The following is a 14,603-nucleotide window of genomic DNA, read 5'->3' on the forward strand; positions in this document are numbered from 1 at the left end:
CAATTAGAGGTGCAGCAGCGGCAGCAGCCAGTCGAGTACCAGCACGCCGGCTAGCCCCACCACCGCCACGATGGTTTCCATCGCCGTCCACGAACGCAGGGTGTCTTTGATAGACAGGTTGAAATACTCTTTAAACATCCAGAAGCCCGAGTCGTTGACGTGCGACAGCACTAGGCTACCCGCCCCGATGGCCAGCACCATCAGGTTGGGGTTGACGTGGCCCTGGCTCAGAGTAGGCAGCATCACACCCGCCGCCGTGAGCCCGGCAATGGTGGCCGAGCCGAGGCAAACCCGAATAAAAGCGGCCAGCAGCCACCCCAGCACCAGCGGCGGCAGCCCCGTGCCGCGCAGGCTGGCCGCTATTTCCTGGCTAGCCCCGCTGGCTACGAGCACCTGCTTGAGCATGCCCGCCCCGCCAATCACCAGCAAAATGGCCGCTACGTCTTTCACCGCCAGGCCATAGCTATCCATAAGTTGGCTCATGCGCTGGCCGCGCGCCAGGCCCAGGCTACAGGTAGCCACCGCTACCGAGAGCAGCAGCGTCACGGCTGGCTCGGCAAGCAGCGTCAGCAGGGGGGCTAGCGCGCTGCTAGTAGGCAGCAGGGCTTTCAGTAGCAAAGCGCCCCCAAGTAGCAGCACTGGCAGCAACGACGACAGAAAGCTATTGAGGCGGCCGGGCAGGGCACTGGCGGGTAGGGGCGGGGCCACGAAGCCGGCTAGCGGCACGGCCACCAGCCCGCGCAGCGTGCGCGCATACACCGGTCCCGCCAGAATAACGGCCGGAATGGCCAGCACCAACCCATAGACAAACGTGCGACCCAGGCTGGCATGAAACTGCGCCACCAGCGCCGTGGGCGAGGGGTGGGGTGGCAAAAAACCATGCAGTACCGAGAGCGCCGCCAGCATTGGCAGCCCCACGTACACGGCCGGTAGCCGGTACCGGGTTGCGGCCGCGAATATCAGCGGCACTACCAGCACGAAGCCCACGTTGTAAAAGAGCGGAATGCCGATGAGCAGGCCCGACAGCATCAAGGTCCATAGCAAATACCGGGGGCCAAAGGCATCGACCAGCGCGCTTGTGATTTGCTGGGCGGCACCGCTATCAGCCACTATTTTGCCGAGCATGGCCCCTAGCACAATGATGATAGTAACGGAGCCCAGTGTGTCGCCTAGCCCCTGGTACATGGCCGCCAGCAGCGCCGCCGGGGCTATGTGCAGCGCCAGGCCAGCGCCCAGCGATACCAGTAAGAAGGCCAGAAAGGCATTGACTTTGGCCCAGCTAATGAGGCCTACGAGCGCCAGCACAGCTAACAGAATGATAAGAGAAGCCATGTAGAGGCGAAGAAGGGGATTTTTTGTGAATTGTTTTTTAACCGGTACCTGGCTAGCCCTGGTGTTTCCAGTGCTAGGGCCTAAATCGGCTCAGAAGTGTGTCGTAGGCGTACTCTGAGCGGGCAAAGTGTAATGTTGTGGTTAAGAATGGACGCGCAATGGTACCTATTCCGGAAAAAACAGCCAATAAATTAGCAGTTGTTAACTCCCCAGCTAGCGCATTCTTTCTTCCCTATTTATTACCTTGCCCACGCTAAGTGTAGCAGCTAGTGAATTTGGAATAAGCAGCTAGTTGATGAAGCGATTATGCTGCTTATATCAGTGGCTGACTTTCTCTCCTTTTTCCCACCTCCCTCGCGCTTATGACCTCACGCCGCGCTTTTGTCAAGTCTGCCACCTTGCTCTCTGCCGGAGCATTTATTAGCCCTAGCTTGCTAGCGGCAGCGCCCAAATACATCGGCCTGCAGCTCTACACCGTGCGCGATGCGATGGCGCAAGACCCCACCGGTACCCTGGCCAAGGTAGCCAAGATGGGCTACAACTCGGTAGAAGGCGCTACCTACACGGGCAGCCAGAAATTTTATGGCATGGAGCCCGCTGCGTTTGCCCAGGTGCTGAAGCAGAATGGCCTCATTATGCCGAGCAGCCACTACGTGCTGGGCGAGGCCATGATGAACGGCCAGCCCACGCAAGGCACCATCCTGCACGGCTGGGACAAAGCCGTGGACGACGCGGCCAAAGTAGGGGTAAAGTACATGGTGTGCGCCTACCTCATGGATAGCGAGCGCGGCAGCCTCGACCACTACAAGCAGATTGCCGAGCACCTCAACAAAGCCGGTGAGCGCTGCAAAAAGGCCGGCATCCAGCTCTGCTACCACAATCACGACTTCGAGTTTAAGGCGCAGGATGGCAAGCTGCCCTACGACACGCTGCTCAACATGACCGACAAAAACCTGGTGAAGATGGAGCTGGACCTCTATTGGGCTACCAAAGCCGGCCAGGACCCGGTGGCAATGTTCCAAAAGCATCCCGGCCGCTTCCCGCTCTGGCACGTGAAGGACATGGACAAGACCGCCGAGCGCAACTTCACGGAAGTCGGTAATGGCAGCATCGACTTTAAGCGCATCTTCGCCCAGGCCAAGCTGGCGGGCATGCAGTACTTCTTTGTGGAGCAGGATAAAACGCCTGGCTCGCCCTTCGACAGCATCCAGCAGAGCATCACTTATATAAAGCGTACGCTGGTGTAAGCTGGCCGCTGGCTGGCTTCTCCCCGAATTTTCTATCCCCACCCAATTTTTATGGAAAAGAACACCTATGACGCCATCGTCATTGGCTCTGGTATCTCGGGCGGCATGGCTGCCAAAGAGTTGACCGAAAAAGGCTTGCGGACCATCATGCTGGAGCGCGGGCGCAACGTAGAGCACATCAAGGACTACGTAAACGCCAACAAAGCTCCCTGGGAGCTGCCCCACCGCGGCGGCAAAACCCAGCAGATGATAGAAGACCACCCGGTGCTGAAGCGCGATTACACGCTGAATGAGAGCAACCTCAACTTCTGGGTGAATGAGAAGGAAAGCCCCTATGTGGAAGTAAAGCCCTTCGACTGGTTTCGGGGCTACCAGGTGGGTGGCCGCTCGCTGATGTGGGGCCGCCAGAGCTACCGCTGGAGCGACTACGACTTCGAGGCCAATGCCAAGGATGGCATCGCCGTGGACTGGCCCATCCGCTACGCCGACCTAGCGCCCTGGTACAGCCACGCCGAGAAGTTTGCGGGCATCAGCGGCAACCGCGACGGCCTGCCCCAGCTGCCCGACGGCGATTTCATGCCCCCGATGGAAATGAACATCGTGGAGAAGGACGTGGCCGCTCGCATCAAGAAGCATTATAAGGACCGCCACATGGTGATTGGCCGCACGGCCAACATTACCCGCCCGCACCTCAATGGCCGCGTAAACTGCCAGTATCGCAATAAGTGCTGGCTAGGGTGCCCATTCGGTGCTTACTTCAGCACGCAGTCGGCTACGCTGCCAGCGGCTATGGCGACTGGCAAGCTCACGCTGCGGCCGTTTTCTATCGTCACCAAAATCCTTTATGATAAGGACACCAAGCGTGCTAAGGGCGTGGAAGTGCTGGATGCCGAAACCAACCAGACCTACGAGTACTACGCCAAGGTTATTTTCCTGAACGCTTCGGCCCTGAATTCGGCCTGGGTGCTGATGAACTCGGCCACCGACGTGTGGCCCGATGGCTTGGGCAGCAGCAGCGGCGAGCTAGGCCATAATGTAATGGACCACCACTTCCGGGCCGGTGCGCACGGCGAAATGCCGGGCTACGAGGACAAGTACGTGTACGGGCGCCGCGCCAATGGCATCTACATTCCGCGCTACCGCAACCTGTTTGGCGATAAGCGCGACTACATCCGCGGCTTTGGCTACCAAGGCAGCGCCGGCCGCGAGGGCTGGAGCCGCGAGATTCCGGAAATGAGCATCGGCGGCGAGTTTAAGGACGCGCTGAGCGAGCCAGGCGGCTGGACCATGGGCATCACGGGCTTCGGCGAAACCCTGCCCTACCACGACAACAAGATTACCCTCGACAAAACCAAGAAGGACAAGTGGGGCCTGCCGGTGCTGGCCATGGACGCCGTTATCCGCGACAACGAGCAGAAAATGCGCGTGGATATGATGGCCGATGCCCAGGAAATGCTGGAGAAAGCCGGGCTGAAAAACGTGAAGACCTACAACAACGGCTACGCGATGGGCGGCGGCATCCACGAAATGGGCACGGCGCGCATGGGCCGCGACCCCAAAACGTCGGTACTCAACAAGTACAACCAGGTGTGGGATGCCCCCAACGTGTACGTGACCGACGGCGCGGCCATGACCTCGGCTGCTTGCCAGAACCCCTCGCTCACCTACCTGGCCATGACGGCCCGCGCCGTAGACCACGCCGTGGGCGAGCTTAAAAAACAGAACGTCTAACCCCTTCACTTCTCAAAGCCATGATGAACCGCAGAGATGCCCTGGCGCGGGTAGCCCTATTGATGGGCGGCGCTGTGATTGGGGCCGACTATTTCCTGACCGGGTGCAGCCCCGCTAGCACTGACAAAGACAAGGCGCAAACCAAGGATACCGCCAACGCCAAGCCTAAAGATGTTCTGAACCCGGAGCAGACGGCTTACCTCAATGAGGTGGCCGACACCATCCTTCCTGCCACCAAGACGCCGGGCGCCAAAGCCGCCAACGTAGGTGCGTTTATGAACGTGATGGTGCGCGACTGCTACACGCCGGCCGACCAGGAGATTTTCACCAAGGGCCTGACCGAGTTGGAAGCCGCTAGCCAGAAAATGAACGGCAAAGGCTTCTTGGCCAGCACGCCGGCCCAGCGCACGGCCCTGCTCACAGCCCTTAATGCCGAGCAAAAGAGCTACGCCAAGACCAAGACGCCCGAGCAGCCCAACCACTACTTCCGGATGGTAAAGGAGTTGACGCTGCTTGGCTTCTTCACCTCGGAGGTGGGCGCTACGCAGGCGCTGCGCTACCTGCCCGTGCCGGGCAAGTACGACGGCAACTACCCCTACAAAAAAGGCGACCGCGCCTGGGCAACTACCTGATTTCTTTATTTATTGACCCCTAGCTGTAACGTTTTTGCTTGCAGCTAGGGGTCAATAGCTTAGGAGCGAACAGCTACATGATGAAATTACGATTGGGTATGATTGGTGGCGGGCAGGGCGCTTTTATCGGCGCCGTGCACCGCCTGGCCGCTGCCCTCGATGGCCAATATGAGCTAGTGGCCGGCGCCTTCAGCAGCAACCCAGATACGTCGCGGGCTAGCGGCCAGCTGCTGGGCCTCGACCCGGCGCGCGTGTATGGCTCGTACCAGGAATTAATTGAGCAGGAAAAAGCGCGGCCTGCCGCCGAGCGGGTGCAGGTTATCAGCATTGTCACGCCCAACCACCTGCACTTTGCCCCGGCCAAGCTGGCGCTCGAAAGTGGCTTCGATGTGGTGCTCGATAAGCCTATGACCTTCTCGCTAGCCGAGGCCAAAGAGCTGTCCGCCGTGGTGCAGGCCACCGGCCGGCACCTGTGCCTTACGCACACCTACACCGGCTACCCCATGGTGAAGCAGGCCCGCCAGCTAGTGGCGGAGGGCACGCTAGGGCGCATCCGCAAGGTGTATGTGGAGTATCCGCAGGGCTGGCTCAGCAAGTTTGAAGAAGGCGGCGAAAACAAGCAGGCCGCTTGGCGCACCGACCCGACCAAGAGCGGCGTGGCCGGCGCCATGGGCGACATTGGAACCCACGCGTTCAACCTGTTGGAGTACGTAAGCGGGCTGCAAGTCGAAAAACTTTGCGCCGATATCAACACCGTAGTCGAAGGCCGCCGGCTCGACGACGATGGCGCGGTGCTGCTGCGCCTCAGCAGCGGGGCTAGCGGGGTGCTGGTGGCTACGCAGGTAGCGGCAGGGGAGGAGAACAATGTCCGCATCCGGGTATATGGCGAAAAAGGTGGCGTCGACTGGATGCAGGCCGACGCCAATACCTTGCTGGTGAAGTGGCTCGATAAGCCCACCGAAATCTGGCGCACGGGCGGGGCCGGCGTAGGCTCCTACGCCACGCACAATACCCGCACGCCCGCCGGCCACCCCGAGGGCTACCTCGAAGCCTTCGCCAACCTCTACCGCAACTTCGCCCTGACCTTGCAGGCTGAGCAGACCGGCCAACCGGCGGGGCCCGAAGCGCACGATTACCCTGGTATAGAAGAAGGCGTGCGCGGCATGGCCTTTATTGAAAACGTCATTGCCTCGGGCCGCTCCGACCAGAAGTGGACCGAGTTTACCGTGTAATTGCCCATGAAAACCATCAAAGGACCAGCCGTTTTTCTAGCGCAGTTTATCGGCAATGAGGCCCCGTTCGATAGCTTGGAGGGCATGTGCAGCTGGGCTAGCGGGCTGGGCTTCAAGGGCATTCAGATGCCCACGCTGGATAATCGCTTCATCGACCTCAAGCTGGCCGCCGAAAGCCAGACCTATGCCGACGAGCTGGTAGGCAAGGTGCGGGCCGCGGGCCTCGAAATCACCGAGCTTTCGACGCACTTGCAGGGCCAGCTCGTGGCCGTGCACCCGGCCTACGACCAACTGTTCGACGGCTTTGCGCCTGAGGCATTGCGCGGTAACCCGGCCGCCCGCCAGCAGTGGGCGGTGCAGCAGCTCACCTACGCGGCCAAGGCGTCGCGGCGGCTGGGGTTGTCGGCGCACGTCACATTCAGCGGCGCGCTGCTGTGGCCCTACGTGTACCCCTGGCCGCAGCGCCCGGCCGGGCTGGTGGAGGAAGGCTTTTCCGAGCTGGGCCGCCGCTGGCTGCCAATTCTGGATGAGTTTGAGAACGAAGGCATTGACCTCTGCTACGAGCTGCACGCCGGCGAAGACCTGCACGATGGCATCAGCTACGAGCGCTTCCTGACGGAAGTAAACGACCACCCGCGCGCCTGCCTGCTCTATGACCCTTCGCACTACGTGCTGCAGTGCCTCGACTACCTGGAGCACCTCGATATCTACCACGAGCGCATCAAGATGTTCCACGTCAAGGATGCTGAATTTAACCCTAGCGGGCGGCAGGGCGTGTATGGCGGCTACCAGTCGTGGCTGGAGCGCGCCGGGCGCTTCCGCTCGTTGGGCGATGGGCAGGTCGATTTCAAGGCGGTGTTCAGCAAGATGGCCCAGTACAACTTCCCCGGCTGGGCCGTGCTGGAGTGGGAATGCGCCCTGAAACACCCCGAAGACGGCGCCCGCGAAGGCGCGCAGTTCATCAAAGACCATATTATCCGCGTCACCGACCGCACCTTCGACGACTTTGCTGCCTCGGGCATCGACAAGACGCTTAACAAAACATTACTAGGACTTTAATTCCCCTTTTCCCTATGAAAAAGGTATTCCTTCTTCTCAGCGCTGGCGTGCTGCTAGCGGCCTGCAACAGCGGCTACCAGCAGGATGGCCCCGACAAGGCCAACGCCTCGAAAGCCGCTGCCACCGAAAAATCGGATGAGCTGAACACCGACAGCACCACCGGCGCCAACGTAACGGCTGTAGCCCGCCAGCCGCAGGTAGATACCAGCAACACCAAAATTGGGACGGAGCCCACCGGCGCCCCGGGCGCCCAGGGCGCCAAGCTGATGGCCGCAGCCGACTGCGCCAGCTGCCACCGCGAGCGCGACAAGCTACTAGGCCCCGCTTACACCGCCGTAGCCCAGAAGTACCCCGCCACGCCCGCTAATATCACCATGCTGAGCCAGCACATTATCAAGGGCGGGGCCGGCCACTGGGGCGATATTGCCATGACGCCCCACCCCGGCTTGTCGGAAAGCGACTCGAAAGAAATGGTTCGCTACATTCTCAGCCTCAAGTAAGCCGCTGGCTTAGCGCTTGCCGAGGCTGATATCATCCTTTTGCTTCCTTATCCCACCCTTTCTGCCTATGTCTTCCACCATCCGGGTTAAGCTGTCCATCATGATGTTCCTGGAGTTTTTCATCTGGGGCGCGTGGTTTGTGACGCTAGGCACCTATTTGCTGCACAACCTGCACGCCACGGGCACACAGGTAGGTGTAGCTTTCCTCACGCAGTCTATCGGGGCCATCGTGGCGCCGTTCATCATCGGGCTTATTGCCGACCGGTTTTTCTCGGCGCAGAAAATCCTGGGTGTGCTACACCTGGCTGGTGCTCTATTGCTGTGGCGTGCCTCTTCGGCCCCCGATTTCAACAGCTTTTACCCCAACGTGCTCACCTACATGGTGTTGTATATGCCCACGCTGGCGCTGGTTAATTCCATCGCCTTCCGGCAAATGAAAGACCCGCAGAAGGAGTTTGCACCCATCCGGGTACTGGGCACCTTGGGCTGGATTATCGCTGGCCTCACCATCGGCTGGCTGAACTGGGAGCAGACCAACAGCCTGCAAGCTACCTTCCTGATGGCTGCTGGTGCCTCGGCGCTGCTAGGCGTGTTCAGCTTCGCGTTGCCCGCCACGCCGCCCGTAAAAAGCGGGCAGTCAAGCTCCATCGGCGACCTGCTAGGCCTCGATGCCATTGGCTTGCTCAAAAACCGCTCGTACCTGATTTTCTTCCTGGCTTCCATCGCCATCTGCATCCCACTGGCCTTCTACTATGGCTTCACCAATCCTTTCCTCAACGAGGTAGGCATGAAGGCCGCTGCCGGCGTGCAAAGCCTCGGGCAGGTATCGGAGCTGCTATTTATGCTGGCTATTCCGCTGTTCTTTAGCAAGCTAGGGGTGAAGAAAATGCTGGCAATCGGCATGGCGGCCTGGGTACTGCGCTACGTGTTCTTTGCTTATGGCGACGGCGCTAGCAACTACTGGATGCTCATTGCTGGCATCGTGCTCCACGGTGTGTGCTACGACTTCTTCTTCGTAACGGGCCAGATTTATACCGACAACCTGGCCGGCGAGCGCTTCAAGAGCTCGGCCCAAGGCTTTATCACTTTGGCTACCTATGGCGTGGGCATGCTCATCGGCACGTTGCTGTCGGGCGATATTTTCGATAAGAATACCCTAGCCGGCGGTGGCCACGATTGGCGCATGATTTGGCTTATTCCCGCCGGCATCGCGGCAGTAGTGTTGCTGCTGTTCCTGCTGTTGTTCCGTGAGCGCGCCACTGCACCCGCCGCCTCTGATGCCCCAGTCGCCTACGGCGAAGCATCGGCCGTAGCACCGGGCTAGCCACCTATCCCCTTCTTTTGTAATGATGAGTACCTGGAATCGCCGCGCTGCCCTCAAAGGCCTGCTAGCCACCACCGCCGCAGTAGGCGCTGTAGGCGTGGCCGGCGCCCGCCCGATGGAAGAAAACCAACCTGCTCCCGCAGCCCCGTTGCTGGGCACTATCAAACAATCGGTATGCCGCTGGTGCTTTCAGGATATGCCCTTGGAGCAGCTTTGCGTGGCTGCAAAGGAAATGGGTATCAAAGGCATCGACTTGGTGGGCCCCAACGATTGGCCCACGCTCAAAAAGCACGGCCTCGATTCGCCCATGTGCAACGGCGCCGAAATCAACCTCACCGATGGTTTCAACGACCCGCGCTTCCACGCGCAGCTTCAGAAGCAATACAGTGAGATGATTCCGAAAGTAGCTGCGGCCGGCTACACCAACCTCATCTGCTTCAGCGGCAGCCGCCGGGGCATGAGCGATGAGGTAGGCCTAGCCAATGCCGTGCGTGGCTTGCAGCCCCTAGTGGCCCTGGCCGAGAAGCATAAAGTAGTGCTCGTGATGGAGCTGCTCAACAGCAAAGTCGACCACCACGACTATATGTGCGACCGCACCAGCTGGGGCGTGGCCCTGGCCAAGAAGCTAGGCTCCGAGCACTTCAAGCTGCTCTACGACATCTACCACATGCAGATTGACGAGGGCGATGTCATCCGCACTATCAAGGACAACCACGCCTACATCGCGCACTACCATACGGCCGGCGTACCTGGCCGGCACGAGCTCGACGACAATCAAGAGCTAAACTACCCAGCCATCATGCGGGCTATCAAAGCAACTGGCTTCCAGGGCTACGTAGCTCAGGAGTTCATTCCAACCAAAACCGATAAGCTGGCTTCGCTGCGGCAGGCCGTGCGCCTGTGCGATGTGTAGCTGGCCGCTAGCCCTTCTATCTTTCCACCTCACCCTTCTTGCCTTATGAAGCTCTTCTTGTCCAGTGCATTCCTCCTTGGTGCCACCACCCTGGCGTGCGCCCAGCAAACCGCCAAGCCCGAGGATACGGAGGTATATGAGCCAGTGCCCAAAACCGTAGTGGCTAGCCCCGTCTTCGAGCCTGCTCCCTCCGATGCCGTCGTGTTGTTCGATGGCAAAGACCTCAGCCAGTGGGTAATGACCGACGAGCGTACTACGCCCGCCAAGTGGAAAGTTGCCAGCGGTATCCTCACCGTGGACAAAACCACTGGCAACATCGAAACCAAGAAGGCGTTCACCAACTACCAGCTGCACCTCGAGTGGCGCATTCCGGCCAACATCAGCGGCACCGGGCAGGCGCGCGGCAACAGCGGGGTCTTCCTGGCCTCGCTAGGCAAGGGTGACCTTGGCTATGAGCTGCAAATCGTGGACTCGTACAATAACAAAACCTACGTCAATGGTATGGCAGGCAGTATTTACAAGCAGCGCGTACCCTTGGCCAACCCCGCTCGCAAAGCCGGCGAATGGCAATCCTACGACGTTATCTGGACGGCGCCCACCTTCAAAGCCGATGGCTCGGTGCAAACGCCCGCCCGCGTCACCGTGCTCTTCAACGGCGTGCTCGTTCAAAACAACGTAGAGCTAGCTGGCCCCACCCGCTACATAGGCCCCGCCAGCTACGAGGGGCAAAAGGGAGGCCCCGCCCCCATCAAGCTCCAAGCCCACGGTGATAAGAGTGAGCCGCTGAGCTTCCGCAATATCTGGGTGCGTGAACTCTAAGCAGGGCTAGCCGTAATTTTGCATGAGAGAGCCGTCCGGTGAGAGCCGGTCGGCTTTTTTACTGCCCATATCGTTTGCTTGTATTTGAGATTCCTTACCCATATGCAACCTAATCAACCCCAAGACACCGACCCCACTGCCCTTAATATTGAGCTAGCCGAAGCTATTGCCGAAGGCGAATATGCCAATCTTGCGCTCATTGCACACAGTACTAGCGAGTTTGTAGTGGACTTTATTCGCATGATGCCCGGTGCGCCCAAGGCTAAAGTAAAAGCCCGTATTATCCTCACGCCCGAGCACGCCAAGCGCCTGCTCGCCGCGCTAGAGGAAAACGTGCAGCGCTTCGAGCAGAGCTACGGTCCCATTAAGCTGCACCAGGAAACCCCGAGCTACCCCATGAATTTTGGCGGTGCAGTAGGGGAGGCCTAGCCACTTTTCTGCCGCTATGGCAAACGCGGAAAATTAACTTTTTCAGCGAGTTTGCTATTGCCAAACTATTTTCTTACCTTTGCAGGCCTGAAAATTCTGGGGGCAAACGGCTCCCGTTCAACTAATCGCTAAATGCCAACCATCAACCAACTCGTACGGAAAGGCCGTGAGGCTTTGACTACCAAGTCGAAGTCGCCTGCCCTTGATTCGTGCCCGCAGCGTCGGGGCGTATGCACTCGCGTGTATACCACCACGCCTAAGAAGCCGAACTCGGCTATGCGCAAAGTGGCCCGTGTGCGCCTTACCAACGGTAAGGAAGTAAACGCATACATTCCCGGTGAAGGCCACAACCTCCAGGAGCACAGCATTGTGCTCATCCGCGGAGGCCGGGTAAAAGACTTGCCAGGTGTTCGTTACCACATCATTCGTGGTGCCCTCGACACGGCAGGTGTAAGCGGCCGCTTGCAGCGTCGCTCGAAGTACGGCGCTAAGCGTCCGAAGCCGGGCCAGGTTGCAGCCGCTGGTAAAGGTGGCAAGCCGGCACCCGGTAAGAAAAAGTAATAGCTGATTGCTGATTGTTGGTTGTTGATTGCTGGCTTTAACCGGCTGGCAATCAACAATAAGCAATCGACAATTAACAATCAAGCAACTATACCATGCGTAAGTCAAAACCGAAAAAGCGCATTCTCCTGCCGGACCCCAAGTTCAAGGAGACGCTCGTAACCCGCTTCGTCAACTACATGATGTATGACGGGAAGAAAAACTTGGCCTATACCATTTTCTACGACGCCGTAGAGCAGGTAGAAAACCGCACCAAGGAAAGCGGCCTCGAAATGTGGCGCAAAGCGTTGAACAACGTGATGCCGACCGTTGAGGTAAAAAGCCGCCGCGTAGGTGGTGCTACCTTCCAGGTGCCGATTGAAGTGCGCGCCGACCGCCGTATCGCGGTGGGTTCGAAGTGGCTGATTCAGTACGCTCGTCGCCGTGGTGAGAAGACCATGAAAGACAAGCTGGCCGGCGAAATCATCGCTGCTGCCAAAGGTGAAGGTGCTGCCGTTAAGAAAAAGGACGACACCCATCGGATGGCTGAAGCTAACAAGGCCTTCTCGCACTTCCGTTTCTAATCTATCGGGCGTTTAGCGGGTTGTTGAGTTTAGATTGAATGTTTAGCCAGCTTTGGTTGTCTTCACCTCTGAACTCAATAATCCGCTAACGCGCTATTTAACCTACCGTAATGGCAGTCAATAAAGACCTTCAGTACCTGCGCAACATTGGTATCATGGCCCACATCGATGCGGGCAAGACCACCACTTCGGAGCGCATTCTCTACTACACGGGTAAGACCCACAAAATCGGGGAGGTACACGACGGTGCCGCCACGATGGACTGGATGGAGCAGGAGCAGGAGCGCGGTATCACTATTACCTCGGCTGCTACTACTACCTTTTGGAACTATCCGACCGACGCGAAGGGTAACACGACCGGCGAAACCAAGCAATACAAGATTAACCTCATCGATACCCCCGGTCACGTTGACTTTACGGTAGAAGTTGAGCGTTCGTTGCGTGTGCTTGACGGTGCTGTGGCCCTTTTCTGCGCCGTATCGGGTGTAGAGCCCCAGTCGGAAACCGTATGGCGTCAGGCTGACAAGTACAGCGTACCCCGCATCTGCTTCGTCAACAAGATGGACCGTGCGGGCGCTGATTTTTTCAAAGCAGTTAACGAAATCAAGGACAAGCTTGGCGCTAACCCTGTGCCGTTGCAAATCCCGATTGGCGCAGAAGACACTTTCAAAGGCGTAGTTGACCTGCTGACTGGCAAAGCCATTGTGTGGGACGACAAAACCGAAGGCAAGTCGTACGACGAAATTCCCGTTCCCGAGGACCTCGTTGATACTGTAGCCGAGTGGCGCGAGAAGCTCATCGAGAGCGTTGCTGAGTACGATGATACTTTGATGGAGAAATTCTTCGAAGACCCGGAAAGCATTACCCGCGAAGAAATGATGGTTGTTATCCGCAAAGCGGTTATCGACATGAAGTTCTCGCCGGTACTGTGCGGCTCGGCTTTCAAAAACAAAGGTGTACAGACGATGCTGGATGCTGTTATGGCATACCTGCCCTCGCCGCTCGACATGCCTGCCATTGAGGGTACTAACCCTGAGACTGGTGAGCCGGTAGAGCGTCACCCCGACAACTCGGAGCCCTTCACGGCCCTAGCGTTCAAGATTGCTACTGACCCCTATGTTGGTCGTCTCTGCTTCTTCCGCTGCTACAGCGGTCAGCTCGACGGTGGTTCGTATGTACTGAATAACCGCACTGGCAAGAAGGAGCGTATCTCGCGCCTTATGCAGATGCACTCCAACAAGCAAAACCCGATTGACAAAATCCAAGCGGGTGATATTGCTGCTGGTGTAGGCTTCAAAGACATCAAAACTGGTGATACGCTGACTGACGAAAAGAACCCCGTAGTTCTCGAGTCGATGTCGTTCCCCGAGCCGGTAATCGGCTACGCTATCGAGCCGAAGACGCAGGCTGATGTTGACAAAATGGGCATGGCTATCGCCAAGCTCATCGAGGAAGACCCCACGCTGCGTGTGAACACCGACGAGGAAACCGGCCAGACCATCCTGCGTGGTATGGGTGAGCTGCACCTTGAAATCATCATCGACCGCATGCGTCGGGAATTCAAAGTAGAAATCAACCAGGGTGCTCCCCAGGTTGCCTACAAGGAAATCCTCACGAAGAAGGTTGACCACCGCGAAACGTACAAGAAGCAAACCGGTGGCCGTGGTAAATTCGGCGACATCGTATTTGAGCTTGGCCCGAAAGAGACTGAGCCGGAAAAGCCCGGTATGGAGTTCGACAATGCTATCGTAGGTGGTGTAATTCCCCGCGAATTCATTGCTCCTATCCAAAAAGGCTTTGAGGAAGCAATGAAGCGTGGTCCGCTGGCTGGCTTCCCCATCGAAACGATGAAGGTGCGCCTCTACCACGGTTCGTTCCACGACGTTGACTCGGACGCCCTATCGTTCGAACTCGCTGCTCGTGATGGCTTCCGTGAGGCTGCTCGCAAAGCTGGTCCGAAACTGCTTGAGCCCATCATGGCTGTTGAAGTAGTTTGCCCCGACGAGTACACGGGTCCCGTAACTGGTGACTTGAACCGTCGTCGTGGTTTGATGAAAGGAATGGACACCAAAGGCGGTGCTCAGGTTATCAAGGCAGACGTTCCGCTGTCGGAGCTGTTCGGCTACGTAACCGACCTGCGTACGCTGTCGTCGGGCCGTGCCTCGGCTTCGCTCACCTTCTCGCACTACGAGCAGGTGCCCACCAACATGGCTGATGCCATTGTGGCTAAAACCAAAGGCACTCGCGCCTAGTATTCTCTC

General features: G+C 58.3%; 14 protein-coding genes. 13 read left to right on the forward strand and 1 reads right to left on the reverse strand.

Features of this window, described 5'->3' with window-relative positions:
- Positions 1–3 precede the first annotated feature (3 nt).
- Positions 4–1,332, reverse strand: coding sequence for a gluconate:H+ symporter (locus J4D99_RS08375; protein WP_208131262.1), 1,329 nt, complete (start codon positions 1,330–1,332; stop codon positions 4–6).
- Positions 1,333–1,694: 362 nt separating this feature from the next.
- On the opposite strand from J4D99_RS08375, the gene J4D99_RS08380 reads away from it, so the two are divergent.
- From J4D99_RS08380 to fusA, 13 genes are all read left to right on the forward strand, one after another.
- Positions 1,695–2,579 carry a sugar phosphate isomerase/epimerase family protein gene (locus J4D99_RS08380; RefSeq protein ID WP_208131263.1) on the forward strand — a complete coding sequence of 295 codons (885 nt, stop codon included), beginning with the start codon at positions 1,695–1,697 and terminating at the stop codon, positions 2,577–2,579.
- Between the two features lie 51 nt (positions 2,580–2,630).
- The gene (locus J4D99_RS08385) at positions 2,631–4,310 is read left to right on the forward strand and encodes a GMC oxidoreductase (RefSeq protein WP_208131264.1); all 1,680 of its coding nucleotides are present in this window, start codon (positions 2,631–2,633) and stop codon (positions 4,308–4,310) included.
- A gap of 20 nt (positions 4,311–4,330) precedes the next feature.
- The gene (locus tag J4D99_RS08390) at positions 4,331–4,942 is read left to right on the forward strand and encodes a gluconate 2-dehydrogenase subunit 3 family protein (protein ID WP_236018583.1); all 612 of its coding nucleotides are present in this window, start codon (positions 4,331–4,333) and stop codon (positions 4,940–4,942) included.
- Positions 4,943–5,019: 77 nt separating this feature from the next.
- On the forward strand, positions 5,020–6,174 hold the full coding sequence (locus tag J4D99_RS08395; protein ID WP_208131265.1) for a Gfo/Idh/MocA family protein: 1,155 nt from the start codon (positions 5,020–5,022) through the stop codon (positions 6,172–6,174).
- A 6-nt stretch (positions 6,175–6,180) separates the two neighbouring features.
- Entirely contained in the window at positions 6,181–7,233 is a 1,053-nt protein-coding gene (locus J4D99_RS08400) for a sugar phosphate isomerase/epimerase family protein (protein ID WP_208131266.1), read from the forward strand.
- Positions 7,234–7,247: 14 nt separating this feature from the next.
- Complete coding sequence (locus J4D99_RS08405) at positions 7,248–7,733, forward strand: c-type cytochrome (protein ID WP_208131267.1); 486 nt, start codon at positions 7,248–7,250, stop codon at positions 7,731–7,733.
- A gap of 67 nt (positions 7,734–7,800) precedes the next feature.
- On the forward strand, positions 7,801–9,057 hold the full coding sequence (locus J4D99_RS08410) for a nucleoside permease (protein ID WP_208131268.1): 1,257 nt from the start codon (positions 7,801–7,803) through the stop codon (positions 9,055–9,057).
- 25 nt (positions 9,058–9,082) lie between these two features.
- Complete coding sequence (locus J4D99_RS08415) at positions 9,083–9,970, forward strand: hydroxypyruvate isomerase family protein (RefSeq protein ID WP_208131269.1); 888 nt, start codon at positions 9,083–9,085, stop codon at positions 9,968–9,970.
- Positions 9,971–10,015: 45 nt separating this feature from the next.
- Positions 10,016–10,789, forward strand: a complete 774-nt coding sequence (locus tag J4D99_RS08420) for a 3-keto-disaccharide hydrolase (protein ID WP_208131270.1) — start codon at positions 10,016–10,018, stop codon at positions 10,787–10,789.
- Between the two features lie 102 nt (positions 10,790–10,891).
- Complete coding sequence (locus J4D99_RS08425) at positions 10,892–11,218, forward strand: DUF3467 domain-containing protein (protein ID WP_208131271.1); 327 nt, start codon at positions 10,892–10,894, stop codon at positions 11,216–11,218.
- 132 nt (positions 11,219–11,350) lie between these two features.
- Positions 11,351–11,779, forward strand: coding sequence for a 30S ribosomal protein S12 (rpsL, locus tag J4D99_RS08430; protein WP_173116037.1), 429 nt, complete (start codon positions 11,351–11,353; stop codon positions 11,777–11,779).
- Between the two features lie 95 nt (positions 11,780–11,874).
- Positions 11,875–12,342 (forward strand): 30S ribosomal protein S7, encoded by a 468-nt coding sequence (gene rpsG, locus J4D99_RS08435; RefSeq protein WP_173116035.1) that lies wholly within the window; start codon positions 11,875–11,877, stop codon positions 12,340–12,342.
- 110 nt (positions 12,343–12,452) lie between these two features.
- Positions 12,453–14,594 (forward strand): elongation factor G, encoded by a 2,142-nt coding sequence (gene fusA / locus J4D99_RS08440; RefSeq protein WP_208131272.1) that lies wholly within the window; start codon positions 12,453–12,455, stop codon positions 14,592–14,594.
- The last annotated feature ends 9 nt before the right edge of the window (positions 14,595–14,603 follow it).

This window comes from Hymenobacter sp. BT559 (genome assembly GCF_017571525.1).
In the GTDB taxonomy this organism is placed as follows: domain Bacteria; phylum Bacteroidota; class Bacteroidia; order Cytophagales; family Hymenobacteraceae; genus Hymenobacter; species Hymenobacter ginsengisoli.

Excerpts from the sequence above, each read along its gene's own strand:
- fusA (WP_208131272.1), top strand. The coding sequence starts at position 12,453 with ATGGCAGTCAATAAAGACCTTCAGTACCTGCGCAACATTGGTATCATG.
- J4D99_RS08375 (WP_208131262.1), bottom strand. The coding sequence starts at position 1,332 with ATGGCTTCTCTTATCATTCTGTTAGCTGTGCTGGCGCTCGTAGGCCTC.
- J4D99_RS08380 (WP_208131263.1), top strand. The coding sequence starts at position 1,695 with ATGACCTCACGCCGCGCTTTTGTCAAGTCTGCCACCTTGCTCTCTGCC.
- J4D99_RS08420 (WP_208131270.1), top strand. The coding sequence starts at position 10,016 with ATGAAGCTCTTCTTGTCCAGTGCATTCCTCCTTGGTGCCACCACCCTG.
- J4D99_RS08405 (WP_208131267.1), top strand. The coding sequence starts at position 7,248 with ATGAAAAAGGTATTCCTTCTTCTCAGCGCTGGCGTGCTGCTAGCGGCC.
- J4D99_RS08425 (WP_208131271.1), top strand. The coding sequence starts at position 10,892 with ATGCAACCTAATCAACCCCAAGACACCGACCCCACTGCCCTTAATATT.
- rpsL (WP_173116037.1), top strand. The coding sequence starts at position 11,351 with ATGCCAACCATCAACCAACTCGTACGGAAAGGCCGTGAGGCTTTGACT.
- J4D99_RS08415 (WP_208131269.1), top strand. The coding sequence starts at position 9,083 with ATGAGTACCTGGAATCGCCGCGCTGCCCTCAAAGGCCTGCTAGCCACC.
- J4D99_RS08395 (WP_208131265.1), top strand. The coding sequence starts at position 5,020 with ATGATGAAATTACGATTGGGTATGATTGGTGGCGGGCAGGGCGCTTTT.
- J4D99_RS08390 (WP_236018583.1), top strand. The coding sequence starts at position 4,331 with ATGATGAACCGCAGAGATGCCCTGGCGCGGGTAGCCCTATTGATGGGC.
- J4D99_RS08400 (WP_208131266.1), top strand. The coding sequence starts at position 6,181 with ATGAAAACCATCAAAGGACCAGCCGTTTTTCTAGCGCAGTTTATCGGC.
- rpsG (WP_173116035.1), top strand. The coding sequence starts at position 11,875 with ATGCGTAAGTCAAAACCGAAAAAGCGCATTCTCCTGCCGGACCCCAAG.
- J4D99_RS08385 (WP_208131264.1), top strand. The coding sequence starts at position 2,631 with ATGGAAAAGAACACCTATGACGCCATCGTCATTGGCTCTGGTATCTCG.
- J4D99_RS08410 (WP_208131268.1), top strand. The coding sequence starts at position 7,801 with ATGTCTTCCACCATCCGGGTTAAGCTGTCCATCATGATGTTCCTGGAG.